General features: G+C 67.8%; 22 protein-coding genes. 14 read left to right on the top strand and 8 right to left on the bottom strand.

Features of this window, described 5'->3' with window-relative positions:
* Positions 1 to 47: 47 nt before the first annotated feature.
* From ACFQ2S_RS05465 to ACFQ2S_RS05435, 7 genes are read left to right on the top strand one after another with little or no spacing between them, the layout of a single operon-like run.
* The gene (locus ACFQ2S_RS05465) at positions 48 to 1,040 is read left to right on the top strand and encodes an ABC transporter permease (RefSeq protein ID WP_386073358.1); all 993 of its coding nucleotides are present in this window, start codon (positions 48 to 50) and stop codon (positions 1,038 to 1,040) included.
* Positions 1,041 to 1,042: 2 nt separating this feature from the next.
* A complete protein-coding gene (locus ACFQ2S_RS05460) occupies positions 1,043 to 2,194 on the top strand; it encodes an ABC transporter permease (protein ID WP_386073357.1) in 1,152 nt (383 codons plus the stop codon).
* A complete protein-coding gene (locus tag ACFQ2S_RS05455) occupies positions 2,194 to 3,357 on the top strand; it encodes an ABC transporter ATP-binding protein (RefSeq protein ID WP_386073355.1) in 1,164 nt (387 codons plus the stop codon). The genes ACFQ2S_RS05460 and ACFQ2S_RS05455 overlap by 1 nt, the downstream gene beginning before the upstream one ends.
* Entirely contained in the window at positions 3,354 to 4,496 is a 1,143-nt protein-coding gene (locus tag ACFQ2S_RS05450; RefSeq protein WP_386073353.1) for an ABC transporter ATP-binding protein, read from the top strand. Before ACFQ2S_RS05455 ends, ACFQ2S_RS05450 begins: the two co-directional genes overlap by 4 nt.
* Positions 4,497 to 4,513: 17 nt before the next feature.
* Positions 4,514 to 5,695, top strand: a complete 1,182-nt coding sequence (locus ACFQ2S_RS05445; RefSeq protein WP_386073352.1) for a 2-aminoethylphosphonate--pyruvate transaminase — start codon at positions 4,514 to 4,516, stop codon at positions 5,693 to 5,695.
* 27 nt (positions 5,696 to 5,722) lie between these two features.
* A complete protein-coding gene (phnX, locus tag ACFQ2S_RS05440) occupies positions 5,723 to 6,508 on the top strand; it encodes a phosphonoacetaldehyde hydrolase (protein ID WP_386073350.1) in 786 nt (261 codons plus the stop codon).
* 51 nt (positions 6,509 to 6,559) lie between these two features.
* Positions 6,560 to 8,071, top strand: coding sequence for a sulfatase-like hydrolase/transferase (locus ACFQ2S_RS05435; protein ID WP_386073349.1), 1,512 nt, complete (start codon positions 6,560 to 6,562; stop codon positions 8,069 to 8,071).
* 9 nt (positions 8,072 to 8,080) lie between these two features.
* On the opposite strand, the gene ACFQ2S_RS05430 is transcribed toward ACFQ2S_RS05435, so the two are convergent.
* The 8 genes from ACFQ2S_RS05430 to ACFQ2S_RS05395 form a co-directional block, all read right to left on the bottom strand.
* A complete protein-coding gene (locus ACFQ2S_RS05430) occupies positions 8,081 to 9,310 on the bottom strand; it encodes a D-amino acid dehydrogenase (RefSeq protein ID WP_386073347.1) in 1,230 nt (409 codons plus the stop codon).
* 11 nt (positions 9,311 to 9,321) lie between these two features.
* Entirely contained in the window at positions 9,322 to 10,101 is a 780-nt protein-coding gene (locus tag ACFQ2S_RS05425) for an SDR family oxidoreductase (protein ID WP_386073346.1), read from the bottom strand.
* Positions 10,101 to 12,341: a molybdopterin-dependent oxidoreductase gene (locus ACFQ2S_RS05420; protein WP_386073344.1), complete on the bottom strand. Its 2,241-nt coding sequence runs from the start codon at positions 12,339 to 12,341 to the stop codon at positions 10,101 to 10,103. The genes ACFQ2S_RS05425 and ACFQ2S_RS05420 overlap by 1 nt, the downstream gene beginning before the upstream one ends.
* Before the next feature lie 10 nt (positions 12,342 to 12,351).
* Positions 12,352 to 13,290 (bottom strand): dihydrodipicolinate synthase family protein, encoded by a 939-nt coding sequence (locus ACFQ2S_RS05415; protein ID WP_386073342.1) that lies wholly within the window; start codon positions 13,288 to 13,290, stop codon positions 12,352 to 12,354.
* Between the two features lie 15 nt (positions 13,291 to 13,305).
* Positions 13,306 to 14,595, bottom strand: coding sequence for a TRAP transporter large permease (locus tag ACFQ2S_RS05410; RefSeq protein WP_386073340.1), 1,290 nt, complete (start codon positions 14,593 to 14,595; stop codon positions 13,306 to 13,308).
* Positions 14,592 to 15,071: a TRAP transporter small permease gene (locus ACFQ2S_RS05405; protein WP_386073338.1), complete on the bottom strand. Its 480-nt coding sequence runs from the start codon at positions 15,069 to 15,071 to the stop codon at positions 14,592 to 14,594. The genes ACFQ2S_RS05410 and ACFQ2S_RS05405 overlap by 4 nt, the downstream gene beginning before the upstream one ends.
* A 67-nt stretch (positions 15,072 to 15,138) precedes the next feature.
* Positions 15,139 to 16,134 (bottom strand): TRAP transporter substrate-binding protein, encoded by a 996-nt coding sequence (locus ACFQ2S_RS05400; RefSeq protein ID WP_386073336.1) that lies wholly within the window; start codon positions 16,132 to 16,134, stop codon positions 15,139 to 15,141.
* Between the two features lie 90 nt (positions 16,135 to 16,224).
* Positions 16,225 to 17,142, bottom strand: a complete 918-nt coding sequence (locus ACFQ2S_RS05395; RefSeq protein ID WP_386073335.1) for a LysR substrate-binding domain-containing protein — start codon at positions 17,140 to 17,142, stop codon at positions 16,225 to 16,227.
* Positions 17,143 to 17,362: 220 nt separating this feature from the next.
* Between ACFQ2S_RS05395 and ACFQ2S_RS05390 the strand changes: the two genes are divergently transcribed.
* From ACFQ2S_RS05390 to ACFQ2S_RS05360, 7 genes are all read left to right on the top strand, one after another.
* Positions 17,363 to 18,133, top strand: coding sequence for an alpha/beta fold hydrolase (locus ACFQ2S_RS05390; RefSeq protein WP_386073333.1), 771 nt, complete (start codon positions 17,363 to 17,365; stop codon positions 18,131 to 18,133).
* Positions 18,130 to 19,596: an amidase family protein gene (locus ACFQ2S_RS05385; RefSeq protein ID WP_386073331.1), complete on the top strand. Its 1,467-nt coding sequence runs from the start codon at positions 18,130 to 18,132 to the stop codon at positions 19,594 to 19,596. The genes ACFQ2S_RS05390 and ACFQ2S_RS05385 overlap by 4 nt, the downstream gene beginning before the upstream one ends.
* Positions 19,593 to 21,092, top strand: coding sequence for a M81 family metallopeptidase (locus ACFQ2S_RS05380; protein WP_386073330.1), 1,500 nt, complete (start codon positions 19,593 to 19,595; stop codon positions 21,090 to 21,092). The genes ACFQ2S_RS05385 and ACFQ2S_RS05380 overlap by 4 nt, the downstream gene beginning before the upstream one ends.
* 47 nt (positions 21,093 to 21,139) lie before the next feature.
* On the top strand, positions 21,140 to 22,654 hold the full coding sequence (locus ACFQ2S_RS05375) for an ABC transporter substrate-binding protein (protein WP_386073328.1): 1,515 nt from the start codon (positions 21,140 to 21,142) through the stop codon (positions 22,652 to 22,654).
* Positions 22,655 to 22,719: 65 nt separating this feature from the next.
* Positions 22,720 to 23,640 carry an ABC transporter permease gene (locus ACFQ2S_RS05370; RefSeq protein ID WP_386073326.1) on the top strand — a complete coding sequence of 307 codons (921 nt, stop codon included), beginning with the start codon at positions 22,720 to 22,722 and terminating at the stop codon, positions 23,638 to 23,640.
* Entirely contained in the window at positions 23,637 to 24,515 is an 879-nt protein-coding gene (locus tag ACFQ2S_RS05365) for an ABC transporter permease (protein ID WP_386073325.1), read from the top strand. The genes ACFQ2S_RS05370 and ACFQ2S_RS05365 overlap by 4 nt, the downstream gene beginning before the upstream one ends.
* Complete coding sequence (locus ACFQ2S_RS05360; RefSeq protein WP_386073324.1) at positions 24,512 to 26,092, top strand: dipeptide ABC transporter ATP-binding protein; 1,581 nt, start codon at positions 24,512 to 24,514, stop codon at positions 26,090 to 26,092. Before ACFQ2S_RS05365 ends, ACFQ2S_RS05360 begins: the two co-directional genes overlap by 4 nt.
* Positions 26,093 to 26,102: the final 10 nt, after the last annotated feature.

Below are 26,102 nucleotides of genomic sequence, written 5' to 3'. Positions count from 1 at the left end.
GCCCGGACCTCTCCACAACACCCGCCTCGTCGCAAGGGGACTGAGCCATGCTGCGGTTCACCGCCGAACGTCTCGTCGGAATGATCGTCACGATGCTGCTGGTGTCGCTGATGGTCTTCATCATCATGGAGCTTCCGCCCGGCGACTACGCGGACCGCTACGCCTTCCGTAAGTACTCGGGCACCGGCGTCTCGGTCACGGCCTCCGACATCGAGGCGATCCGGGTCGAGCTCGGGCTCGATAAGCCCATGATGCTGAGGTATCTCGACTGGATCGGCGGGATCGTCCTGCGGGGCGATTTCGGGCAGGCCTTCGCCTTCGAGACCTCGGTCGTGAAGGTAATCGGCGACAAGGTCTGGCTGACGCTCGCGATCCTGCTCTCGACCCTGCTCGTCACCTATCTCGTCTCGATCCCCATCGGCATCCTCGCCGCCGTCCGCCGCGGCTCCGCCGCCGACTACGGCCTCACCGTGATTTCCTATCTCGGGCTGGCGCTGCCGAACTTCCTGCTGGCGCTGATCCTGCTCTACTTCGCCAACAAGTGGTTCGGCGCGGATATCGGCGGGCTCTTCTCGGCGGAATATGCCGATGCGCCGTGGTCACTCGAAAAGGCCTGGGACCTGGTGAAGCACCTCTGGCTGCCCGCGCTGGTGCTCGCCTGGTCGGCCGTCGCCTACCAGATCCAGACCGTCCGGGCGACCATGTCGGACGAGATCAACAAACTTTCCGTCACAGCCGCCCGCGCACGCGGCGTGCCGGAGACGCGCCTGCTGCTCAAGTATCCCGCCCGGCTCGCAATCAACCCGGTCGTCTCCACCATCGGCTTCGACGTGAACCGGATCTTTTCCGAACTGCCGATCGTCGCGGTGGTGCTGGGGCTCACCGAGCTCGGTGAACTGCTGCTGCAAGCCTATCTCGACCTCGACATGTACGTCGCCGGCGCGATCTTGCTGCTGCTTACCGCGGTCGTCGTCTTCATGAACTTCGTCTCCGACATCCTGCTCGCGTGGCTCGACCCGCGGATCAAGCTGGGGGCCTGACAATGACCGACATCACCCCCGGCGCCCTGTCGCCCGAAGAGGAACGGGAACGCCAGCAGCGGCTGAAATACTACTCGGCCTCGCAATGGACGCTGATCTGGTGGCGGTTCCGCCGCCACCGTGCCGCGATGATCGCGGCCATGGTGCTCGGGCTGATGGCGCTGCTCGGCATCTTCGCTGAATTCGTCGCGCCCTACGGCGTGACCACGCGCGATGCGAACTACCTCGCCGGCGCGCCACAGATGCCGAAGTTCTGCGACGAGAACGGCTGTTCGCTGCGCCCCTTCGTTCACGGTGTGAAGACGGAACGCGACCCGGTGACCCTGCGCGCGAAGCAGGTGCCGGATCCCGACACCCGCGTGCACGTGACCTTTCTCGCGAGGGGCGAGCCGGTGAAGGTACTGGGCTTCATCCCGACCGACCGGCACCTCTTCGGCCTCGAAGATCCGAACGCGCGGCTCCACATCTGGGGCACCGACGAGCTCGGCCGCGATGTCTTTTCGCGGACGCTCTACGCCACGCGGGTCTCGCTCTCGATCGGCGTGATCGGGGTGATGATCTCCTTCGCCATGGCGCTCGCGATCGGCGGCGTGGCAGGCTATGCCGGCGGCCTGCTCGACAACGTCATCCAGCGTGTGACCGAGGTCATCCGGGTGGTGCCGATCATCCCGCTCTACATGGGCCTCGCCGCCGCCATGCCGAAGGAATGGTCGACCGTGCAGGTCTATTTCGCGATGACCATCATCCTCGGCCTCTTCGGCTGGCCGACGCTGGCGCGCCGCATCCGCTCCCAGCTCCTGTCGATCCGAGGCGAGGACTACGTGATCGCCGCCCGGCTCGCAGGCGCCCGCCCGCGCCGGATCATCGCCCAGCATATGCTGCCGTCCTTCACCAGCTTCATCATCGTCGATCTGGTGATCTCCTTCCCCTACATGATCCTCTCCGAGACCGCGCTGTCCTTCGTCGGCCTCGGGCTGAGGCCGCCCACGGTTTCCTGGGGCGTGCTGCTGCAACAGGCGCAATCGGTGCGCGTGATCGAGCAGACGCCCTGGCTCTTCATCCCGGCGGCCTTCGTGGTGGTCGCGGTGCTCGCCTTCACGGTCATCGGCGACGGGCTGCGGGACGCGGCCGACCCCTATTCGGAGACGCGGTGATGCCCGACCAGAGACCAGGCCCCAGCCCCTACGGCGCCGCATTGCGGTTGCTGATGGAGCCCGCTCCGAACACGGCTGCCACGGCGGCGACCAAGCCACCCACAGCGACCGCACCCGCGCGGGCGACGCGCCCCGACACCCGGCGCGCGCCGGCCGAGACCATGCTGAAGGTCGAGAACCTTTCGATCTCCTTCCGCACCGACGAGGGCCTCATCACCCCGGTGCAAGGCGTGGGTTTCGAGGTCCAGGCGGGCCGGACGCTCGGGCTGGTGGGCGAGTCCGGTTCCGGCAAGTCGGTCACGACCAAGGCGCTGATGAAGCTGCTGCCCGGCAACGCGGTGATCGCGCCCGAGACTAGCATGCACTACACGACCAAGGCCGGCTCAGAGGTGCGGATCGATACCCTCAAGCCCGGTTCGCGGGCCGCCCGGCAATTGCGCGGCGGCGAGATCGGCATGATCTTCCAGGAGCCTATGGCCTCCTTCTCGCCGGTCTACACCATCGGCAACCAGATGATGGAGGCCATCCGCCTGCACAAGCCCGTGGGCAGGAAGGAGGCGCGCGCGATTGCCATCGAGATGCTCGACAGGGTCGGCATCTCCCATCCCGCGGGCAGGATCGACCAGTACCCGCACGACCTGTCGGGCGGCATGCGCCAGCGCGCCATGATCGCGCTGGCGCTCTCCGCCGGCCCGCGCCTGCTGATCGCCGACGAACCCACCACGGCGCTCGACGTGACCATCCAGGCGCAGGTTCTGGAACTGATGCGCGAGCTGCAGCGCGACCTCGGAATGGGGATGATCTTCATCACCCACGACCTTGGCGTGATCGCCCAGATCGCCGACGAGATCGCGGTGATGTACCTTGGCACCATCGTCGAGCGCGGCCCGACCCGCGAGGTGATCCGCGACCCGAAGCACCCCTATACCCAGGGCCTGCTCCGGGCGATCCCCTCGCTCGACCACCTTCAGGACCGCCTGACCCCGGTGCCCGGCGACACCCCCAGCCCAACGGAGCGGCCGAAGGGCTGCCCGTTTCATACCCGCTGCGCTCAGGCGCTGGTGGGAACCTGCGACCGCAAGACCCCAGACGAGGTTTTTCCCTCCCGCGGGCACGGCGTGCGCTGCTGGCTGCATGACGGCAACGGAAGGAGCGTGGCATGAGCGATGCCGCCAACGACCTGCTGATCGAGGTGAAGAACCTCGAGGTCCGGTTCCCCATCCGGTTGAAGAAGCTGTTCCGCACCGAACTGCAGGAGCTCCGCGCCGTCGATGGCGTGAGCTTCGACATCCGCCGCGGCGAAACCGTCGGGCTGGTGGGCGAAAGCGGGTCCGGCAAGACGACGGTGGGCCGCGCGATCCTGCGCGCCATCGACCCGACGGCCGGCGAGGTGACCTTTCACTGCTGCGACCGCGACGTGGACCTTGCCGAGCTGGAGGGCGAGAGCCTGCGCGAGTTCCGCAAGAACATGAACATGGTTTTCTCCGAAGGCTCCCACAGCCTCGCCACCATGACCTCGGACATGCTGCGCGCCTTCCGCCCGCGGATGAACCTGGTGTTCCAGGACCCCTATTCCTCGCTGAACCCGCGGATGACGGTGCGCGACATCATCGCCGAGCCGCTCATCGCCTCCGGCATGATGAGAAACCGCGCGAAGATCGACGAGCGGGTGCGCGAGATAGCGGCGCGCTGCAAGCTCAACCTCGAGCACCTGCGCCGCTTCCCCCATGCCTTCTCGGGCGGCCAGCGGCAGCGGATCTGCATCGCGCGGGCGCTCGTGACGCGCCCGGATTTCGTGGTCTGCGACGAGAGCGTCTCGGCCCTCGACGTCTCGATCCAGGCCGAGATCGTGAACCTGCTGAAGGACCTGCAGGACGAGATGGGAGTGGCCTTCCTGTTTATCGCCCACGACCTGTCTGTCGTGGCGCAGATGAGCCACCGGGTGGCGGTGATGTACGTGGGCAAGTTCGTCGAATACGCACCGACGGCATCGCTCTTCTTCCACCCGCGCCACCCCTATACCCACGCCCTGCTGTCGGCGGTGCCGCATGCCGACCCCGACGCTGCGTTCGATCCGATCCGGCTGGTCGGCGAGATTCCGAACCCGCTCGACGTGCCGAGCGGATGCCGGCTCCAAACACGCTGCCCGTTCGTGGTCGAAGCCTGCCGGCGAGAGACACCCGAATGGCGCGAGATCGCGGCGGATCACTTCGTCTCCTGCCACCGGGCGGACGAGCTGGATTTCTCGCGCCCGGCCGGGACCGCGAGCCGCGCGGAGACGCCCGTCAAGGCGCAAGGTTAATTGGCAGGGAGGCCAGGATGAACAAACGTGTCGAACCGCCCCGACTGGGCGAGCCCTTCCTGCTGACGCCGGGTCCGCTCACAACCTCCTTCAAGGTCAAGCAGGCCATGCTGCGGGACTGGGGAAGCTGGGACGCCGATTTCCGGCAGATGACCGCGGAGCTGCGCGCGCGGCTCGTCGCGATGCTGGGCGACGGCGGCGAGGCCTATGATTGCGTCCCGCTGCAGGGCTCGGGCACCTTCATCGTCGAGGCAATGCTGGGCAGCCTGGTGCCGCGCAACGGCAAGGTCCTGGTGCTCGCCAACGGGGCCTACGGCAAGCGCGCCGCGCATACGCTGGCCTGCCTCGGCCGGAGATATATCCTGCTCGACAAGGGCGATTACCTGCCGCCGCGCGGGGTGGAGGTCGCCGAGGCGCTGGCCGCCGACGACAAGATCACCCACGTGGTTGCGATCCATTGCGAAACCTCGTCCGGCATCCTCAACCCGCTCGCCGAGATCTCGGAGGCGACCTACGCCTTCGGGCGGAAACTGCTGATCGACTCCATGTCGGCTTTCGGCGCGATCCCGGTCGAGCCCGCGAAGATCCGGTTCGAGGCCCTTGTCTCCTCGGCCAACAAGTGCATCGAGGGCGTGCCGGGCTTCGGCTTCGCGCTGGTCCGCAGGGCAGAGCTGGAGGAGGCCTCCGGCAACAGCCACTCGCTTTCGCTCGATCTGCACGCCCAGTGGCGCCACATGAACGAGACCGGCCAGTGGCGCTTCACCCCGCCGACCCACGTGGTCGCGGCCTTCCTGCAGGCGCTGACCGAACACCGGGAGGAAGGCGGGGTCGCGGCCCGCGGCGCGCGATACGCGCGTAACCGCGATCTCCTGGTCACCGGGATGCAGGAACTGGGCTTCGAAACCCTGCTGAACGAACGCTGGCTGTCTCCGATCATCGTGACCTTCTTCTCACCCGCCGATCCGGCCTTCTCCTTCGATCGCTTCTACGACCTGATGAAGGCGCGCGGGTTCATCATCTATCCCGGCAAGCTCACCGTGGTCGACAGTTTCCGGATCGGCTGCATCGGGCAGATGGACGAGGCCGTGATGCACGAGGTGGTGCGCGCCGCCCGCGCCTGCCTCGACGAAATGGGGGTCGGCAGCGCCGCGCCCTCAGACACCGCACTGGAAGAACGCGCACGGCTCGGGGCCGCCTGAGCCGCAGGACAACGTGAGGAAAGCAGAATGACCAAGTTCAAGGCCGCCGTTTTCGACTGGGCGGGCACCACCATCGATTTCGGATCCTTCGCGCCGATGGGCGTCTTCGTGAAGGCCTTTGCCGAGTTCGGGATCGAGGCGACGATCGAGCAGGCCCGCGCCCCGATGGGCGCCCCCAAGTGGGACCATATCCGCGCCATGATGGACATGCCGTCGATCGCCGCGCAGTGGGAACACCGCCACGGCAACCTGCCCGACGATTCCGACGTCGACTGCGTCTACAAGGTCTTCGTGCCGATGAACGAGGAAGTGGTGGCCGACTACGCCACGCTGGTTCCCGGGACGCTGGAGATGGTTAAGGCCCTCCGTGCCCGCGGCATGAAGATCGGATCCACCACCGGCTACACCCGTTCGATCATGGAGCGCGTCCTGCCCCGCGCCGCCGAGCAGGGCTACACACCCGACAACCTCGTCTGTTCGGACGACCTGCCCGAAGGGCGCCCCGGCCCGCTCGGCATGTACAAATGCTTCATCGACCTCGTGGTCTATCCGCCGGAGGCCGTGGTCAAGGTGGACGACACCGAGCCGGGCATCCGCGAAGGCAAGGCGGCCGGCTGCCTCGCCGTCGGCGTAGCGCTCTCGGGAAATGCCGTCGGCCTGACGCCGGAGGAACTTGCGGCCTTGCCGCCCGAACGGGTCGAGGAGCTGCGCCGCGCGGCGACCGAGATGCTGACGGCAGCCGGGGCCGATCACGTGATCGACACCGTGGCCGACCTGCCGGCGCTGCTCGACCGGCTCGAAGCGCAGCCCTGACCGCAGCGGACGGGCGGCGCCCCCGCCGCCCGCGCATCCGGAGCCAAGTCCATGCCCCGCCCCAACATCCTTCTCATCACCGCGGACCAGTGGCGCGGCGATTGCCTCGGCGCGGTCGGCCACCCGGCCGTGCTGACGCCCAACGTCGATGCGCTTGCCGGGGACGGCACGCTCTTTGCCCGGCACTACGCGCCCTGCGCCCCCTGCTCGCCGGCGCGCGCGTCGCTCTACACCGGGCTTTACCAAATGAACCACCGGGTGATCTGGAACGGCGCGCCGCTCGACGACCGGTTCGACAATATCGCCCGCGCCGCCCGACGTGCAGGCTACAGTCCCACGCTCTTCGGCTATACCGACACCGCCCCCGACCCGCGCCACCTCGCCCCCCGCGACCCCGCGCGGCAGACCTACGAGGGGCTGTTGCCGGGGTTCGAGCTGCGCCAGCCGCTTCCGGAAGACGACAAGCCGTGGATCTCGTGGCTGGCCGCCCGCGGCCGGGACGTCTCCGACCCCGAAAACATCCACCGCGTCCCGCCCGAACCCGGCGAGCGGATCTCGATGCAGCCGCCGCGCTATGACGCCGACGAAACGCAGACTGCGTTTCTGACCGACGCGTTCCTGCGCTGGATGGGCGAGCAGGAGGGCGGCGCGCCCTGGTTCGCGCATGTCTCCCTTCTGCGCCCGCATCCGCCCTTTGCAGTGCCCGCGCCCTACAATCGCCTCTGCGACGTGGACGCGCTGCCGGACCCAGTGCGCGCCGGGAACCCGGAAGCGGAGCCCGGTATCACCCCCTGCCTGACGGCGGTGCATCACGCCCAGATGCTCTCGGGCTTCGTGCCGGGCGCGGAGGGCCTCGTTCGCGACCTCTCCCCGCGTGACCTGCTTCGGCTGCGCGGGATCTACCTCGGCATGATTGCCGAGGTCGACGCGCAGATCGGGCGGCTCGTCGCCGGCCTGAAAGCCGCAAAGGCGTACGAGGCAACGCTGATCGTCTTCACCTCCGATCACGGCGAGATGCTGGGCGATCACTGGATGATGGGAAAGGGCGGGTTTCACGAGCAAAGCTACCATATCCCGCTGGTCCTGAAGGTGCCGGGCGGCAAGGGCGGGCAGAGGGTCGAGGCCTTCACCTCCGCCGTCGACGTCTATCCGACGCTCTGCGAGACGATGGGCGTGCGCCCGGACCACGCGCCCGACGGCGAGACGCTGCTCCCCTTCTGCGAGGGCGGACAGCCCAAGGCATGGCGGGACGCCGCGCTCTGGGAATACGACTTTCGCCACCTTGCCGACCGGCCGGACCAGATCGCGGACGGGCTCACCCCGGAGGATTGCGTGCTCGTCTGCCGCAGGGACGCGGAGACGCTCTACGTTCACACCCCCAGGCGGCCGCCGCTCCTGTTCGACCTCGCATCGGACCCGGGGTGCCTGAACAATGTCGCGGAGCGGCCCGAGGCGCTGGCAACGCGCCTGCGCTGCGCCGAGGCCCTGCTGGGCGAGCGCGCGCGGCTGGCGGACCGCACGCTGGCGCAGCACCTTGTCTGGGATCACCCGGCCTCGGCCTGAGCGCCCGGCTCAGCCCTCGACCTCGGGCGTCGGCCGCCCGGCAAGACGGTTGGCCAGCAGCTGCCCGGTGTCGCAGGCCTGAGTCCAGCCGTTGGAACCATGTCCGAGGTTGAGCCAGAGCCCCTGTGGCCCGCGCGGCTCGACGATTGAGGGGCCGCCGGGTGTCATCGGGCGAAAGCCGTGCCATGTCTCGGCCTCGGCATAGTTTCCGGCGCCGGGGAACAGCGCCTCCACGCGGGCGCGGAGCGCGGCAAGGACCGGAGCCGGCATCGAGGCGTCGAACCCGGCCAGTTCGGCCACACCGGCCGCGCGGATGCGATTGCCAAGCCGCGAGACCATGACCTTGGAATGCTCGTCCATGATCGAGGAGCGCGGGGCCCGTACCCTGTCTTCAACCTCGCAGGTCAGTGAATAGCCCTTCACCGGGTAGACGGGCACCCGCACGCCGAGCGGCGCCAGCAGATCGCGCGCCCAGGGGCCGGTCGCGACGACCACGGCCTCGGCCTCGAAGGTGCCGGCATCTGTGTCCGCCCCGGTCACCTTCCCGCCCGATGCCCGGAGCCGCTCGACCGTCACACCGTAGTTGAACAGAACGCCCCGCGCCGCCGCCAGGTCCGCCAGTGCGCGGCAGAACAGGTGGCAATCGCCGGTCTCGTCCTTCGTCAGGTGCAGACCGCCGGTGAAGGTCAGGGGCGAGTTGGCAAGCGCCGGCTCGATCCCACCCAGATCCTTGGGCGGCACCAGCCGGTGGGCGATCCCGAGGCTCTCCAGAACTCCGGCCGAACGCCGACCGCCCTCCGCCTCCTCCGGCGTGGAAAAGAGCTGCAGGATCCCATCAGAGGCGTTGTCGTAGACGATCCCGCTTTCCTCGCGCAGCGCGCGCAGACAGGCCATCGAGTAATGCGCCACCCGCTGCATCCGGGCCTTGTTCTGCTTGAAGCGGGCGGTGGTGCAGTTGCGCAGGAACTCGCCAAGCCAGAGCCATTGCTGCGCATCGAAACGCGGGCGGATCTTGAGCGGCGCCTGCTCGGCCGCCATCCACCGCAGCGCCTTGAGCGTAATCGTGGGCGTTGCCCAGGGGCCTGCGAAGCCGGGGCAGACGCCGCCGGCATTGCCGTAGCTCGTGGCAAGCCCCGGCCCCTCCAGCCGCTCCAGCACGGTGACCTCGTGGCCGTCCTTCGCCAGGTACCAGGCGCTGGTCACGCCCACCACGCCCGCGCCGAGAACGAGGATCCGCATGCGCCGCCCCCTCAGTAGGTGCCGGGGTAGGAGCCGCCGTCGATCAGCAGGTTCTGCCCGGTCACAAAGCCCGAATGCTGGCTGCAGAGAAAGGCGAACCAGGCCCCTATCTCTTCCGGACGACCGTAGCGGCCCGCCGGGTTGGCCTTGGCGCGGGCGCTCCAGACCTCGTCGAAACTCGGTCCGTCGCCGGTCAGCATGCCCTCGATATGCTCGCGCTGCGCATCGCTGTCGACGATACCGGGCAGCAGGTTGTTGACCGTCACCCCCCGCGCGATGGTCTGACGGGCAAGCCCCGCGGTGAAGCCAACGAGGCCGGAGCGGGCACCGTTCGACAGGCCCAGCTCGAGCTGCGGGATCTTGACCGAGCGCGAGACGATGTTGACGATCCGCCCCCAGCCGCGCTCCATCATCCCGTCCACGGTAGCGCGCATCATCAGGATCGGCGGGATCATCATAAGCTCCACCGCCGAGACCCATTCGTCGCGGTCCCAGTCGCGAAAATCGCCCGGCGCCTTGCCGCCCGCGTTGTTCAGCAGGATGTCGGGGTCCGGACAGGCCGCGATGATCGACGCGCGCCCTTCCTCCGTGGTCACGTCCGCCGCCACGGTATGGACGGTGGCCCCGGTCGCCCGGCGGATCGCCTCGGCGGTTTCTTCCAGGGGGCCTGCGGAACGGGCGCAGATGGTGATTTCGCAGCTCTCCCGCGCCAACGCCTCGGCGCAGGCCCGCCCCATCCCGCGGCTCGCGCCGGTCAGCAGGGCCCGTTTGCCGGCAATTCCAAGATCCATCAGGTATCCTCGTCTTCGGTAAGGGGGCGCGCCTCGACCAGGGCGCTCAGGGCGGCGCAGGCCTGACCGAGCCGCGAGGTGCCGCGATCCCCGGTCAGCACGTTGGGGTTGCCGTTGTGCTCTCGCCCCGTCTCCGGGTCGGGCGCGTACCAGGCGCCGGTCGGCATCACCAGCACGCCCGGACGCTGGCCAGGAGCGATCCGTGCGGTCGCGCGACAGCGCCCGCGCGCATTGAACAGCTCCATCGGCGCGCCATCGGCAACGCCTAGGCGTGCGGCATCCTCGGGGGCGATTCTGCAAGTGGCCGGCATCCGCTCCTTCACCTGCCAGAGCTGGCTGTGCAGCTGTTTCGGCGGCTGATTGGTGACGAGATGGAACTGCCCCGCCTCGGCCGCGCCCAGCCATTCGTGCGGCGGCAGCCAGCTCGGGTGACCGGGGCAATCGTCATAGCCGAAGCCCGCGACCGTGGCGGAGGTAAGCTCGATCCGGCCCGAAGGAGTTGGCAGCGGATAGGCCTCGGGATCGGCGCGGAAATCCTCCAGCAGCACCTCCGGCCGCTCGGGCAACGGGATGCGGACGTACCCCCGGTCGCGCAGACCGGCGAGATCGGGCAGATCCACCAATTCCTTCGCGGCCTTCGCCAGGCTGCCGGCCCACATCCGTTCGAGCCAGCCGTCGTCGTCCAGTCCTTCGTCGTAGGATTCGCGGCACCCCAAGCGGTCGGCCAGGGCGCGGAAGATGTCGATATCGTTGCGGGAGTGATGCACCGGCGGGATCAGCCGCGGCATGAAGAAGACATGCGGATCGCGGGAAGTTCCGCCGATGTCGTCGCGTTCCAGCGTCGTCGTGGCGGGCAGGACGATGTCGGCACGGCGAGCCGTCGCCGTCCACCACGGATCCTGCACGATCACTGTTTCTGGCCGCGCCCAGGCGCGCTCCAGCCGGCCGAGATCCTGCGCGTGGTGGAACGGGTTGCCGCCGGCCCAGTAGACCAGCCGCACATCCGGGTAGGTGACTTGCCGCCCGTTGAACGCGATGGTCTCGCCGGGGTTCAGGATTGCATCAGCGAAGCGGGCGACCGGGATCGCGGTGCCCTTGTTGGGCAGGCCCGGGAGCGACGGCACGAAGCCCTTGCGGGCCTCGCCGCCGACAGCGTTCATCGATCCGTAGCCAAAGGAGAAACCGCCTCCCGGCAGGCCAATCTGACCCAGCATGGCGGCAAGCGCGATCAGAGCCCAGAAGGGTTGTTCGCCGTGATCGGCCCGTTGCAGCGCCCAAGCCGCAGTCAGCATCACGCGGCCGGTGGAGATCGCCTGCCACAGCGCCTGCAATTCGGCGACCGGCACGTCGGCAATGGCCGCGGCCCAGTCGAGCGTCTTGGGCTGACCGTCGGTCCCGCCGCGAAGGGAGTCTAGAAAGGGTGCAGCACCGGTGGTGAAGCGTTCGAGAAAATCCGTATCAGCCCGCCCAGTCTCCAACGCCTCATGGGCGAGCGCCAGCATGATCGCCGTGTCGGAACCCGGCCGCGGACGGATCAGCACCGCGTCGAGGCCGGGCGGGACATCCTCGGGCTGCGGCGAAAGGACGAAGAATTTCACTCCGCGCGCCTGCGCTCGGGCCACGGCATTGGGGATGTGGAATTCCCCTGCCCCGCCGGAACTCACTCGCCAGTTCTTGGGATTGAGCCCGCCAAAGGCCACGACCACATCGCCATGTTCGGCGATGCTCCGCCAGCAGGTCGCGGCACCGGAGACCGCGTCGGCAGTGCCCAGCACATGGGGCAGGATCGCATGGGCCGCGCCCCAGGAATAGTTCGAGATCTGGTCGGTGAAGCCGCCGGCGGCGGCGAGAAAGCGGCGGACCTGGCTGCGCGCGTGGTGCAGCCGCCCGGCGGAGGACCAGCCGTAGGAGCCGCCGAAGATCGCCGTCGGCCCGTGCATGGCGTGAACGCGGGAAAGCTCGGCCGCGACGAGGTCGAGCGCGGTGGGCCAGTCCACCGGCACCATCTCCTCCCGCCCGCGCCCCGCGCCACCGGCTTCCGGGCCCTGCTCGAGCCAACCGCGCCGCACATGCGGCCGGTCGATGCGGAGCGGCGAATGCACCCAGTCCGCCAAGGCGCCGATCATGTCGGGATCGGCGCCGCTTCCCGGCAGCGGGCGCGCCGCCACCAGCCGCCCGTTCGAGACATCGGCCTCGAACGCGCCCCAGTGGCAGAGGCTGATGCCCGTGGTGACGGTCATCGCCCGGCGCCTATTCGGCGGCGAGGCCGGGCTTGGGGGCGAAGCCGTACTTCTCGACGAGCCCGAGGTCGCGCACCGCGTCGAGCCCCTTCTGCAGGATCTCCGGCCGGGCCGGCTGCAGCGGCTTGCGCAGCGGGCCGGACGGCAGGCCGATGACGCGCATCAGGGTCTTGATCGAGACCGGGTTGATGGTCGAATAGGCGTAGTGAAGCATGGAGAGGTTGTCGAGCCAGGCGGCGCGGCAGGCAAACGCGTCCTCGCCGGTCTCCCAGGGTTTCGAGATCACCGCCATTTCCTGCGGGATGATGTTGCCGGTCATGTTCGCCGTGCCGTGCCCGCCGAGCGCCATGGTCGGGATCACCAGGCCGAGGTTGGGCGAGCAGCAGCACATGATCGACATGTCCGGCTTCGCCGCACAGACCTGCGCCACCTGTCCGACGCGGGTGGTCGATTCCTTCAGCACCACCATGTTGTCGTGCTTCGCCAGCTTCAGCAGGTTGTCCCAGTGCAGGTCGGTCTTCACCCGCGGCGGGTTGTTGTAGAAGCCCATGGCGAGGTCGGTGCTGTCGAGTACCTCCATCGTGAAATCGGTGATCGCGTCGTTGTCGGCACAGATATAGGCCGGCGCGGCAAGGATCGCCCCGTCGGCGCCCTCGGCCTTGGCATAGCGGGCATAGTCGATGGTGGTCGCGGTGTTGTTGCCGGTGATGCCGTAGTACATCAGCATGTTGCCGGGCTTCATCTTCACCGTCTCGGTGATGATCGCCTTGCGCTCCTCGGGCGAGAGCATCGAGACCTCGCCGGTCGAGCCCATGATGAGCACCGCCTCGGTGCCGTTCTCCGCATGCCAGTTGAGCAGCGTGCGGAAGCCTTCGAAGTCGATGGAGCCGTCCTCGTTCATGGGCGTGACAAGGGCGACGAAGGAGCCTTTGGGTTTGATGTGGGGCACGGGTAAACCTCCGGGTCAGAAGAGTTCGGGAACCAGCAGTTTGGGCAATCCGAGAATGATGTTTGGGAACCACAGAGAGAGGATCCCGACGGAAATGGTGAGAAGGCAGATCGGTGCGGCGGCCAGCATGGCACGGCCGAGCGAGGCGCCGGCGATCTGCGAGGCGATGAGCAGGCAGATGCCGTAGGGCGGCGTGACGAGCCCGACCGACAGGATCACCGTCGAGAGCACCCCCATGTGGACCGGGTGCACGCCGGCGGTTTCGCTGAGCGCCTGGATGATCGGCAGAAAGATCAGCGTGGCGGAGATCGGGTTCAGCACCATGCCGACGAGCAGCAGGAAGCCGATCAGCATCAGCATGATGAGATAGCCGTTCGAGGTCACGCCGAGGATGAAGTCCACCACGATCTTCGACGCGCCGAGATAGGCGATCAGCCAGCCGAAGATGCCGGCCCCGGCGACGGTGAACATCGGGATGGCGAAGTCGATACAGCCATCGGCGAGGATCCTCGGCAGGGCGGCGAGCGGGATGTCGCGATAGACCACCAGCGACAGGAACAGCGCCCAGAGCACGGCCGCGATGGCGCCCTCGGTCGGGGTGAAGAAACCGCCGACGATGCCGCCAAGCACGATCACCGGGATCATCAGCGGCGGCAGCCCGCGCCAGACCACCTTGGCGGCCTTCTTCACGCCCGGAAAGGGATTGGCCGGATAGCCGTGGCGGACCGCGAGCACGTAGGTGTAGGCCATCATGAAGAGGCCAGCGAGCAGCCCCGGCACCACGCCACCGACGAACAGCGCGCCGATCGAGACGTTTCCGAAGGCGCCGTAGACGATCAGAATGATCGAGGGCGGGATAATGACACCCAGAGTCGAGGAGGCCGCCGTGAGGGCCGCGGCGAAGGCGGGCGGGTAGCCGGCCTTTTTCATCGCCGGGATAAGGATCGAGCCGACCGAGGCGGTGTCGGCCGCCGCCGATCCGGAGAGCGAAGCAAAGACCATCGAGACGAAGACGTTCACATGCCCCAGCCCGCCGCGAACATGGCCCACGGTGGCATCGGCCACGTTGAGCAGCCGCTCGGTGATCGATCCAGCGTTCAGAATCCGGCCGAGCAGCATGAAGAAGGGCACCGCCAGCAGGGTAAAGCTGTCGATCCCGGCGTACATCTGATTGACGACGGAGATCAGGGGCAGGTCTTCGAGCAGGATCACCAGCGCCGAGGAAAGGATCAACGAAAAGCCGATGTTCACCCGCAGCGCGACCAGCACAAAGAACGACAGGATCAGTGTGACCAGGGGGTTCATCGCACCGCCTCCCCGCGCGCGGCGACAAGGCGCATCGCGGCCTCCGCGAGGTAAAGCATCATCAGCCCCCCGGAGACCGGCAGCGGCAGGAACATCCAGAAGCGCGAGATGTCGAGCGACTGGACCGTCGCCGTCTTGCGCACCATCGCCAGTTCCCAGCCGTAATACAGAAGCAGCCAGGCCACTGCGAAACCGGCCAACAGCGCCACGGCATCGGCCAGCAGGTTGAGCGGCCTGTTGCCTTCGGGGAGCATGTCCACGCGGTAATGCGCGCCCGTCCGGAGGCCCACGGCGGCGCCGACGAAGATCAGCCAGGCGAAGAGCAGTTGCGCCACGTCCGACGTCCAGATCAGCGGGCTCATCAGCACGTTGCGCGCCAGAACCTGCAAGGCGACCGTGCCAATCAGCCCGGCGAAGGCGATCCACATCAAGGTTCTGACGACCAGAGTTACCCGGTCGCAAACGCGGGTCAGCATGGCGGTGTCCGGATAAGGATAAGTCGCCCGCCCCGGGGAGGGGCGGCGGGGCGGGCGAGGCACAGGATTACTCGGTGAGAAGCTTGTATTCCTCGACCAGGTCGAGTTCCTCGGCGAGTTGCACCTGCATGGGGGAGACGACCTCGATGAAGGGCGCCTTGTCGGGGACGGTGACGCTGACACCGTGTTCGGTCTTCAGCGTCTCTACGAGGGCATCATCGTAGCCCTTGGCCTTTTCGACGCCGAAGCTGTTCGCCGCCTGCGCGGCTGCCAGGACGACGGCCTGCATGTCCTCGGGAAGCTTGTCCCAGGTCCGCTGCGAGATCGAGGTATGGTTGACCTGGATGGTATGCGCCGTCAGCGCGAGATTGGGCGCCACCTCGTAGAGCTTGGAGCCAGTGTAGCCGGGCAGCGAGCTTTCCATCGCGTCGGCCACGCCGGTCTGCATGGCGGCATAGAGCTCGCCCCAGGCGACGGTCACCGGCAGCATGCCGAAGGCCGCCCAGGTCTTGCTGTCCATCGGCGACGGCGGGGTGCGCATCTTGAGCCCGTCGAGATCGCCCGGTCCTTCAACCGGCACCGAGACGGTGGACATGTTTCGGGTACCGGAAGCGCCGAGCGCGAGCAGCTTCATGCCGACGCTGCGCTCCTCGTAGACCTGCTGGAAATGCGCCTCTACGGCGGAGCCGGGGCCGACCTTCTCGAGCGCTTGGTCCATGTCCTGGAACAGGTAGGGCATCGTGAAAATCGCGTATTCGGGGATCTGCTGCACGGCGTTAGAAGTGGTCGAGATCATCACGTCGATGGTACCGAAGCCGATCTCGCCGATCACCGCAGGGTCCTGCCCGAGCTGGCCGGAGTCGAAGATCTCGACCTCGATCGCGCCACCGCTCTCGGCCTCGACCTGCTCCTTGAAGGCCGCGGCCATGTCGTTGTACGGGTGCGGCGACTTTACCAGAGTGTGGACCCGCAGCGTGTAGTCGGCCGCCATGGCAGCGCCGGACGACAGGAGGGCGAGGGCGGCTGCGCTCAGCCCCAGTGAGGCACGTCTGGAAAGTCTCATTGGCGGTCCCTGTTTGCTGTTTTCTGTTATGGTATGCAGAAAAGTGTTCCCCAGCGACATGATAATATCAAATATTAATTCCGGATCGGATCATGCATTTTTGTTATGATCCTCGGTGACAATGTCGGCATGGTCGGAGAGGACGTCGCCAAGAACATCGAGAAAGGCAAGCCCTGCCCGCGAAAGCGGCACCTCGCGGGATTTCATGATCTGGAATTCGAAGGGAATGCGGGGTGCGAAAGGCACGCTGGCAAGACTGTTGCCAAAGATGCGCGGCGTAATCGGGTCGACGATGGCGATCCCCACCCCGAGCGACGCCTGTCCGCAGGCGGAATAGGAAGGCTGCGTCTCGGCCACGATATTGGGCAGAACGCCGGCCTCCGCAAAGCATTGCATCATGTAACTGTAGGTCAGCGTGCGGTAATTCAACGCCACCAGCGGCTGCCCGTCGAGATCCTTCGGGGTGATCCGGGCGCGACCGGCCAGCGGATGATCGGGCTTCATCACACAGACGCAATCGCTGTTGAAGGCCGCAAGCACATCCACGTCGGTCCGGCCAGGCGATGTCTGCGCGAGCCCGAGATCGATCTGCCGCGCGGCAAGCAGATCCAGTATGCGCGGCGAGGTATGCACGTCATGGGTGATGCCGATCCCGGCATGAGCAGCGGTGAAGCGTGCGACAGCGAGCGGGATGATCTCGAAACTGACCATCGGCATGGATGCGACGCGAAGGGTCGCCCGTTGCAGTGTTCGGATCTCGTCGGCGACCTGTGCAAGCCGGTCGAGGCCGTAGAACATGCGCTCGACTTCAGGGAAGAACTCGTAGGCCTCCGCCGTCGGCTGCACCCGCGCACCGGTTCGCAGCAGCAGCGGAAAGCCGAGCGAGGCTTCCAGATCGGCCACGAGCCGGCTCACCGCTGGCTGCGAGACATTGAGCGCCTGCGCCGCGGCGGTGACCGAACCGTGGCGCATGACCATCCGAAAAGCGTTCACCTGTTTCTGATTCATCCTTGCCTCGCCTGCCCTGATTGGCTGTGTCACGCGATCATAACATTTACGCATGACCTTACCATATTTTGGAATTTGACAGTATGGAGTCCCGCCCACAACATGCCCCCGGTACGAACAAGGCGACCCGGTGCAAGACTCCCCAGCTTCAGATCAGCGAACCTTTCGATTGCCCTCGGGCACGGAACTGCGGTGCCAGACGGCCGGCGCGGGGACGGCGGTGCTTTTTTTGCACGGGATCGGCGGGCATTCGGGGCAATGGACCCCGATCGCCGATGGGCTGACCGCCCGCGCGGCCACCCTGTGCTGGGATGCGCGAAACTACGGCGGCAGTCACGGCCCGATGGTTCTGAGCATGGCCGATTTCGCCGACGACCTGCTGGCGCTTCTGGATCTCCTCGGTCTTGAGCGGGTGATCGCCGTCGGACATTCCATGGGCGGACGCATCCTGATCGAGGCCGCCTGCCGCGCGCCGGAGCGCTTCGCCGGGCTGGTGCTCTCGGGGGCGCAGGCCGCGCACCTGGCGCATATGACGGAGGCGGAGCGGGAGATCTATCTCGGCCGGCGCCGCGCCATGTTCGACGGCGAGACCGTCACCCCCGAGATGGCGGCGCGCGTCGCCGACAGCGTGCTCGCCCCGGATGCCCCAGAGGCCGCCCGCACCGCGCTTTCGGCCGACTTTCAGGCGCTTCGCCGCGATGGCTACCTCTCTGCGCTGGCCGCCTCCATCGGCTGGGACCGACGGGCGGACCTGACCTCGCTGACAATGCCCGTGGCTCTGTTAACCGGCACGCTCGACACCGTCTGCCCGCCGTCCGAAACCCGCGCCATCGAACTGGCCCTGCCCGAAGCCGGCATGACCCTGCTGGACGGGATTGGACACATGCCGCAACTGGAGGCACCCGAAGCCTGCATCCGGCTGATCAACGACTTCCTCACGCGCCACGGCTCCGGCGCCTCCGTGACCGAGTTTCCCAGGAAAGACCTATGACCGACATGACAGATCTCGCCACGATCCCCGCTGACCTGCTGGCCGAGGCCTATCGCGCCCGACGGCTGAGCCCCGTGGAGGTGACCGAGGCGGTGCTCGCCGCGCTCGTCGCGGTGGAGCCCTCGATCAACGCCTTTGTCCATGTCGATCGCGACGGCGCGCTGGCGCAGGCCCGGGCCGCAGAGGCCCGCTTCACCAAGGGCGCGCCGCTCGGCCTGCTCGATGGCGTGCCGGTGTCGATCAAGGACATGCTGCTCACCAAGGGCATGCCCACGCGCAAGGGCTCCCGCACAACCGATCCGGACGCGCCGCAGGACACCGACGCACCCTCCGTGGCACGGCTCCGCGCGCAGGGGGCAGTGCTCTATGGCAAGAGCACGACCACCGAGTTCGGCGGCAGCCCCTATTCCCGCAGCCCGCTGACCGGCGACACCCGCTCGCCCTGGCACCTCGGCTATGGCTGCTCCGGTTCTTCCATGGGCGCGGCGGCGCATCTGGCCGCGGGCGTCGGCACGCTGGCCGTCGGCAACGACGCGGCGGGCTCTATCCGCATGCCGGCGAGCTTCGGCGGCTGTTTCGGGCTGAAGCCCAGCTTCGGCGTGGTCGCCAACTGGCCGCCAAGCGCGGCGGGCATCCTCGGCCACACCGGCCCGATGAGCTGGGGCGTGAGCGAGGGGGCGATGCTGCTCGCCGCCATGGCCGGGCCGGACCCGCGCGATCCCTATTCGCTGCCCCGGCTCGAAGCGATGCTGGCAGCAGAGCCCGAAGACGGCGTCGCCGGGCTGCGGATCGCCTACAGCCCCGGCCTCGGCATCCGCTCCCCGGACGACCAGGTGCGGCAAGCCTGCGACGCGGCTGCGGCCACATTCGCAGCCCTCGGCGCCACGGTGGAAGAGGCCGATCCCGATCTCTCGGGGCTCTTTCTGGCCTACGATTGCCTGCGGATCTGCAATCGCGCCGCGACCTATCGCGCGAACGGCGCCAGCCAGGCGCGCGACGAGATGGACGAGCTGGTCGCGCGCGTGCTCGATCAGGCCGAGGCCTATGACACCGATGCCTACATCGCCGCGCTCGGCACCCGCGAGGCGCTCGCGGCCCGGATGCGGGCCTTCCACGAGACCTACGACCTGATGATCTGCCCGACCATGGCGGTGCCGCCGCTGCCGATCGGCGCCGGGCCGGGCCCGAAGGACGCGCATTGGTACCAGATCGACGGCGATATCTGGTCGCCCTACACCTTCGTTTTCAACATGACCCACCAGCCGGCAGCCAGCATCCCCTGTGGACTCACGCGGCCCGACCCGGCGAGCGGCCTGCCCGGTGGCCTGCCGCTCGGGCTGCAGATCGTGGCCGCGCCGTTCCGTGACGACCTCGTCCTGCGCGCCGCCCGCGCCTTTGAGGCCAGCCGCGAATGGAAACGCCCCAGCTTCCCCTTCCGGTCGGACGCGATGGCGGCGGAATGAGGATCGCAATCGTCGGATTTCAACACGAAACCAACAGCTTTTCGCCCGGAGTTACCACGGCCGAAGCCTTCGAAACCCCGTTCGGCTGGCCACGTCTGAGCCGGGGCGAGGAACTGCTGGAGCGGCTGCCGGGCACCGCGGTGCCCTCGGCCGGAGCGCTGGCTGAACTGAAGGCCGCAGGCGGCACGCCGGTCCCGATCTTCTGGGCCATCGCCCTGCCCTCCGCCCCCGTGGACCACGCGGCCTTCGAAGGCTATCGCAACGAGATCCTCGACGGACTCCGCGCCGCGCTGCCGCTCGACGGCGTGTTCCTGGAACTCCACGGCGCGATGGCCACGACCGAGGAGGAGGATGCGGAGGGGGCGATCATCGCGGCCGTCCGGGACCTCGTAGGGTCCGATCTGCCAATCGTGGTATCGCTCGATCTGCACACCAACCTGACGCAGCGCATGGTCTCCGGCGCGGATTTCCTCGACGCCTACCGCACCTATCCGCATGTGGACATGTCGGAGACGGGCGCCCGGGCGATGCGCCGCATGATCAGCTTCGTCAACGGGGCGTCCCGCCCCGCCGCCGCGTTCCGCGAGGTGCCGTTCCTGCTCCCGTTGACGGCGCAGGCGACCGGGGCGGAGCCAGTCTGCCGCCTCTACCGAGCGGCGCAGGAAGCCGGGGGCGACGGGCGGGACGTGACGCTGACGCTCGGTTTTCCGCTGGCCGATATCGCCAGCGCCGGCCCGGCCATCGCCGCCTACGCGCCCGATGCGGCCACGGCCGAGGCTCTTGCCGAGGCGCAACTCGCGCTCTGGACCGCCGCCGAGACGGAGTTCGCAGCACCGATCCTGCCACCGGCCGAGGCCATCGCCGCGGCCCGCGCCGTGCCTCCCGGTCCCGGCCCCGTCGTGCTCGCCGATGTGCAGGACAACCCCGGCGGCGGCGGCACGAACGACACTACCGGCCTGCTGCAGGCGATGGTCGACGCAGGCCTAGACGGCGCGCTCCTCGTCCACATCGCCGATGCGGAGGCCGTCGCGGCCGCCCAGGTCGCCGGGCCGGGAGCGGTGGTCGACGTGCCCCTTGGTGGCAAATCCGACCCGGAGACCGGAGCACCGGTGCCGGGGCCCTGGCGCGTGTGCCGCCTCGGAGACGGACGCTTCACCGGACAGGGGCCGATGTATTCCGGCAACGCGATCGACATGGGACCGGTGGCGCTGCTCGAGCGCAACGGAGTTCAGGTCATCGTCGCGGCCGGGCGGATGCAGGCTTCGGAGCCCGCGCTGATCCGCCACCTCGGGATCGAACCGGCCGAGCTGCCGTTCCTCGCGGTGAAAAGCTCCGTCCATTTCCGCGGCGCCTACCAAGAGATGGCCCGCGGGATCCTCCATGTCGACGCGCCCGGCCGCGTGACGATGGACCTGACCAGATTGCCGTACCGGAGGGCGCTGCGTCCGCCCGCCGGCACCCGGAGGAACTCCGGGCAAGACACGGAAAAATCATAATAAACGGCGCAGGAAGGCCCTTTTCCAGTTCAACAGGAGACGACCACATGAATTTCCGCAAACTCTGCCCCCTTGCAGCCGGCCTCGGCCTGCTTGCTGGCCCGGTGCTGGCCGGTGCGGCCGACAACAGCCTGACCATCGGCATGGGCGAGGAGCTCCCGAGCTTCGACGGCTACATCTCGACCTCGCGCGACGGCGTGGTCATGACCCGGCACCTGTTCGACATGCTGATCTACCGCAACCCGGAGACCTTCGAATTCGAACCGCTGCTGGCCACCGAATGGAGCCGGGTGGATGACCTGACCTGGGAGTTCAAGCTGCGCGAGGGCGTGACCTTCCACGACGGCTCGGAGTTCAACGCCGACGATGTCGTCTGGACCCTCAACCACTACGCCGACCCGGAATCCGGGGCGCGCTCGCAGGCGTCGGTGAGCTGGATCGACAAGGTCGAGGCCGTCGACCCGATGATCGTGCGCATCGTCTCCAAGGAGCCGTTCCCCGCGGCGTTGGAATTCGTCTCCGGATCGCTGCCGATCTATCCCTCGGACTACGTCGAGAGCGTCGGCCTGCAGGAATTCGGTCAGGCTCCGATCGGCACCGGCCCCTACAAGTTCACGCCGGGCGACAGCAACAGCTACACGCTTACGGCCTACGAGGGCTACTACGAAGGCGGCGGCAAGGGCACGCCGGCCATCGGCACGCTGACCTTCCGCATCATCCCAGACACCGCCACTCGGATCGCCGAACTCATCGGCGGCGGCGTGGAATGGATCTGGAACGTGCCGGCCGACCAGGTGGCCCAGCTCGGCACCCTGCCCCACCTCCAGGCCGAACTCGGCTCGACGATGCGGATCGCGATGATCGGCATGGACGCCGCCGGGCGCGCCAACCCCGACACGCCCTTCAAGGACGAACGCGTGCGCCGCGCGGTGAACCACGCCATCGACCGCGACACCATCGTCGCCAACCTTGTGGGCGGAGACGGCGAGGTGATCGACGTGCCCTGCTACCCCGCGCAGTTCGGCTGCGTGACCGAGGCTGCGACCACCTACGAATACGACCCCGAGAAGGCCAAGGCGCTTCTGGCCGAGGCGGGATATGGCGAAGGGTTCAAGGTCCGGATGAACTCCTACCGTGACCGCGCCCGCGCCGAGGCCGTGCAGAGCTACCTCGCCGCCGTCGGGATCGAGGCCGACCTCGAGATGCTTCAGGCCCGCGCCTCCTTCTCCGCCTGGCGCGAAGGCAACGTGGACATCTGGTACGGCGACTGGGGCAGCTTCTCCATCGGCGACGCCTCCGCCTCCACCGGCAACTTCTTCGACGGCTCGACCAACGACGGCGCTCGTGACGAGGAGATCATCGGCCTTGTGCAGCAGGCGGCCACGACGGTCGACGAGGCGGAGCGCGAGGCGCTCTATTCCGACGTGATCGGCAAGATCACCGAGCGGGCCTACTGGGTGCCGATGCACACCATCGTCATGGGCTATGGCTATGCCGACGGGCTGAACTTCACCCCGAACGTCGACGAACTGCCGCGCTTCTTCCTCGCTTCCTGGGAATAACTCCGGCAGGGATATCGCGCCGGGCGGCCACGTTCCGCCCGGCGCCACGTTTCAAGGACCCTTCGATGCTCGGTTTCCTCTTCCGCCGCAGCCTGCTCGCGCTGTTCGTGGTCTTCTCGATCTCGGTGATCACCTTCGTGCTGAGCCATGTCGCCGTCGATCCCGCGACCGGCATCGCGGGCGACAGCGCCACCGACGCCGACCTGGCCGCGATCCGGGTGCAATACGGCTTCGACCAGTCGCTGATGACGCAATACGCCGGCTACCTCGCCGATCTCGCCCGCGGCGACCTTGGGCGCTCCTACCTATCCGGCGAGCCGGTCGGGCAGATCATTGCCGAGCGCGTCCCCGCGACGGCACTGCTTGCCTGCCTGTCGCTGCTCTTCGCGCTCGGCATCGCCATCCCGCTCGGCGTGCTGGCCGCATTGCATGCGAATTCCTGGCTCGACCGTATGGCGCTGACCCTCGCCGTCGTCGGTCAGGCCGTGCCGAACTTCTGGGCCGGGCTGCTGCTGATCCTGCTGTTCGGGATCAAGCTCGGCTGGCTGCCGATCTCCGGCAGCGACAGCCTCGCCCATTTCATTCTGCCGGCGATCACCCTCGGCTCCTTTGCCATGCCCGCGCTGATGCGGCTGGTGCGGGCCGGGATGATCGAGGTGCTGGAGGCCGATTACATCCGCACCGCCCGCGCCATGGGACTGGGCGAAGGGCAGATCCTCTTCAAATACGCGCTGCGCAACGCTGTGCTGCCGGTGATCTCGCTCACGGCGGTGCAGTTCGGCTTCATGCTGGGCGGCTCCATTGTCGTCGAGTCGATCTTCGCGGTGCAAGGCGTGGGTTACCTGGCCTGGCAATCGATGAGCCGCTCCGACATGCCGGTGATCCAGGCCATCGTGCTGCTGATCTCGATGATCTACATCCTGCTGACGCTCCTCGCCGACCTCGCCAACGCAGCCCTCGACCCGCGCATCCGGAGCAAGGCATGACCGACACCGCCCCCGAAACCACCGCCGGCGCTCCGGCGATCCGCCGCCTCTCGGTCCGAAAACACCTCGGTTTCATGATCGGCGCCGGCATCCTCGGCGCGATCGTCCTCGTCGCTGTTTTCGCCCCGTTGATCGCCCCGCACGATCCCTATGCCCAGGAACTGGCGCTGCGTCTCAAGCCGCCGTTCTGGCATGATGGCGCCGAGCCGGGCTACCTGCTGGGCACCGACGCCCTCGGGCGCGACTACCTCAGCCGCATGATCTATGGCGCGCGGATCTCCGTCGCGCTCGGCTTCGGCGCGATCCTGATTTCCGGGCTGATCGGCATCACGCTCGGCATGGTCGCGGGCTATTTCGGCGGCTGGGTCGACACCGCGATCTCCGCCCTCATCACCACGCGGCTTTCGCTGCCGGTCGTGCTGGTGGCGCTCGCCATCGTCTCCATCGTCGGCGGCTCGCTGACGGTGGTGCTGCTGGTCATCGGCCTGCTGCTCTGGGACCAGTTCGCGGTGGTCGCCCGAACCGCGACGATGAAGCTGCGCAATGCCGAATACGTTGCCTCGGCCCAGGCGATGGGCGCCTCGCGCTTCCACATCCTGACCGCCGAACTCCTGCCCAACATCTCCGCCCCCTTGATCGTGGTCGCCACCGTCGAGATGGCCAACGCGGTGCTGATCGAGGCGGCGCTGTCCTTCCTGGGCCTTGGCGTGCAGGCGCCGCTGCCGTCCTGGGGGCTGATGCTGTCGGAGGGCAAGAACTTCATGTTCTTCAGCCCCTGGGTCATCACCCTGCCGGGGCTCTGCCTTTTCTTCCTGACGCTCTCGATCAACCTGTTGGGCGACGGGCTGCGCGACATCCTGGGAGCCCGCCGATGACCCTCGACACAACTACCGCCGCTGGCGCCATTACCGTGCGCGACCTGCATGTGCGCATCGGCGAGGTCCATGCCGTGCGCGGCATTGAGTTCACGTTGTCCGCCGGCCGGACGCTCGCGTTGGTGGGCGAGAGCGGGTCCGGCAAGTCCATGACTGCGCTCGCGCTCATGGGGCTGAACCCGCCGGGCGCGCGGGTGACGGCCGAACGGCTGGCGCTGGACGACGGCACGGCGCCGCAGAACGCCCGCGGCGACCGGATCGCCATGATCTTCCAGGAGCCGATGACGGCGCTCAACCCCGTCTTCACCATCGGAGACCAGCTTTGCGCCGTCTATCGGCGGCACCGCGGCGGGTCGATGCGCGCGGCGCGGGAACGCGCGGTGGAGCTTCTGGACCGTGTCGGCGTCCCCTCGCCCCAAACCCGGCTCGGCCAATACCCGCACATGATGTCCGGCGGGCAGCGGCAGCGGGTGTTGATTGCAATGGCGCTGATGTGCGAGCCCGATTTCCTGATCGCGGACGAGCCAACCACAGCACTCGATGTGACGACACAGGTGAAGCTGCTGGATCTGCTCGCCGGACTCCGCGACGAGTTCGGACTCGGGATGCTGTTCATCACCCATGACCTCGGCGTCGTAGCCCGGATCGCCGACGATGTCGCGGTGTTGAAACATGGCGAGATCGTCGAGACCGGCCCCTGCACCCGAGTCCTGACCGCGCCAGACCATCCCTATACCCGGAGCCTGATCGACAGCCTGCCGCAGCCGGTTCCGCCCACGGCGCATGACGGCGCGGCGCCGGTCCTGTCGGCGCATGGGCTGGGCCGGGTCTATCCTCCCCGCGGCATGTTCGGCGGCACGCCTTTCCGGGCGCTCACGGACGCGTCGCTGAGCCTCTCGAAGGGCGAGGTTCTGGGCATTGTCGGGGAAAGCGGCTGCGGCAAGAGCACGCTCGCCCGCATCCTGATCGGGCTCGACCGCCCGACCGAGGGCCGGGTGGAGCTTGGCGGCGAGGACATGCGCAACTTGCCGCAAAAGCTGCGCGCCCGGCAGATCCAGCCGGTGTTCCAGGACCCGTTCGGCTCGCTCAACCCGAGCTGGACGATCCGGCGCATTCTCGACCTGCCGCTGCGCCTGCACACCGGTCTCGACGCCGCCGCACGCAAGGCTCAGGTGCTGGAACTGCTCAAGGACGTGGGATTGCCGGCACGGGCCGCCGAGGCCACGCCCCGCGCCCTGTCCGGCGGGCAGCGCCAGCGGGTTGCGATTGCCCGCGCGCTCGCCGCGGAACCCCACATCCTGATCTGCGACGAACCCACCTCGGCGCTCGACGTGTCGGTGCAGGCTCAGGTGCTGGAGTTGCTGCGCGGCCTGATCCGAGAGCGCGACCTGTCGATGGTCTTTATCAGCCACGACCTCGCGGTGGTGCAGGCGATCTGCGACCGGGTCATCGTGATGGACGCGGGCCGGATCGTCGAGGAAGGCGCGACCGACCGCCTTTTCGCGGCGCCCCGGCACGCGCGGACACAGGCACTCAAGGACGCAGTGCTGGAACTGCCGGACACCGGCACAACCTGAGACGGGAGAG

Origin of the sequence: Tropicimonas aquimaris (assembly GCF_042676185.1) — a bacterium.
Lineage (GTDB): Bacteria > Pseudomonadota > Alphaproteobacteria > Rhodobacterales > Rhodobacteraceae > Tropicimonas > Tropicimonas aquimaris.
The sequence above is the reverse complement of the archived record's forward strand: the minus strand, read 5'-3'. Positions and strand labels throughout refer to the sequence as shown.

Bases quoted from the DNA above. Each gene is read 5' to 3' on its own strand.
- ACFQ2S_RS05405 (WP_386073338.1), bottom strand. From the start codon at position 15,071: ATGCTGACCCGCGTTTGCGACCGGGTAACTCTGGTCGTCAGAACCTTG.
- ACFQ2S_RS05420 (WP_386073344.1), bottom strand. From the start codon at position 12,341: ATGACCGTCACCACGGGCATCAGCCTCTGCCACTGGGGCGCGTTCGAG.
- ACFQ2S_RS05365 (WP_386073325.1), top strand. From the start codon at position 23,637: ATGACCGACACCGCCCCCGAAACCACCGCCGGCGCTCCGGCGATCCGC.
- ACFQ2S_RS05460 (WP_386073357.1), top strand. From the start codon at position 1,043: ATGACCGACATCACCCCCGGCGCCCTGTCGCCCGAAGAGGAACGGGAA.
- ACFQ2S_RS05455 (WP_386073355.1), top strand. From the start codon at position 2,194: ATGCCCGACCAGAGACCAGGCCCCAGCCCCTACGGCGCCGCATTGCGG.
- ACFQ2S_RS05380 (WP_386073330.1), top strand. From the start codon at position 19,593: ATGAGGATCGCAATCGTCGGATTTCAACACGAAACCAACAGCTTTTCG.
- ACFQ2S_RS05375 (WP_386073328.1), top strand. From the start codon at position 21,140: ATGAATTTCCGCAAACTCTGCCCCCTTGCAGCCGGCCTCGGCCTGCTT.
- ACFQ2S_RS05410 (WP_386073340.1), bottom strand. From the start codon at position 14,595: ATGAACCCCCTGGTCACACTGATCCTGTCGTTCTTTGTGCTGGTCGCG.
- ACFQ2S_RS05435 (WP_386073349.1), top strand. From the start codon at position 6,560: ATGCCCCGCCCCAACATCCTTCTCATCACCGCGGACCAGTGGCGCGGC.
- ACFQ2S_RS05360 (WP_386073324.1), top strand. From the start codon at position 24,512: ATGACCCTCGACACAACTACCGCCGCTGGCGCCATTACCGTGCGCGAC.
- ACFQ2S_RS05370 (WP_386073326.1), top strand. From the start codon at position 22,720: ATGCTCGGTTTCCTCTTCCGCCGCAGCCTGCTCGCGCTGTTCGTGGTC.
- ACFQ2S_RS05450 (WP_386073353.1), top strand. From the start codon at position 3,354: ATGAGCGATGCCGCCAACGACCTGCTGATCGAGGTGAAGAACCTCGAG.
- ACFQ2S_RS05430 (WP_386073347.1), bottom strand. From the start codon at position 9,310: ATGCGGATCCTCGTTCTCGGCGCGGGCGTGGTGGGCGTGACCAGCGCC.
- ACFQ2S_RS05425 (WP_386073346.1), bottom strand. From the start codon at position 10,101: ATGGATCTTGGAATTGCCGGCAAACGGGCCCTGCTGACCGGCGCGAGC.
- ACFQ2S_RS05465 (WP_386073358.1), top strand. From the start codon at position 48: ATGCTGCGGTTCACCGCCGAACGTCTCGTCGGAATGATCGTCACGATG.
- ACFQ2S_RS05395 (WP_386073335.1), bottom strand. From the start codon at position 17,142: ATGAATCAGAAACAGGTGAACGCTTTTCGGATGGTCATGCGCCACGGT.
- phnX (WP_386073350.1), top strand. From the start codon at position 5,723: ATGACCAAGTTCAAGGCCGCCGTTTTCGACTGGGCGGGCACCACCATC.
- ACFQ2S_RS05385 (WP_386073331.1), top strand. From the start codon at position 18,130: ATGACCGACATGACAGATCTCGCCACGATCCCCGCTGACCTGCTGGCC.
- ACFQ2S_RS05400 (WP_386073336.1), bottom strand. From the start codon at position 16,134: ATGAGACTTTCCAGACGTGCCTCACTGGGGCTGAGCGCAGCCGCCCTC.
- ACFQ2S_RS05445 (WP_386073352.1), top strand. From the start codon at position 4,514: ATGAACAAACGTGTCGAACCGCCCCGACTGGGCGAGCCCTTCCTGCTG.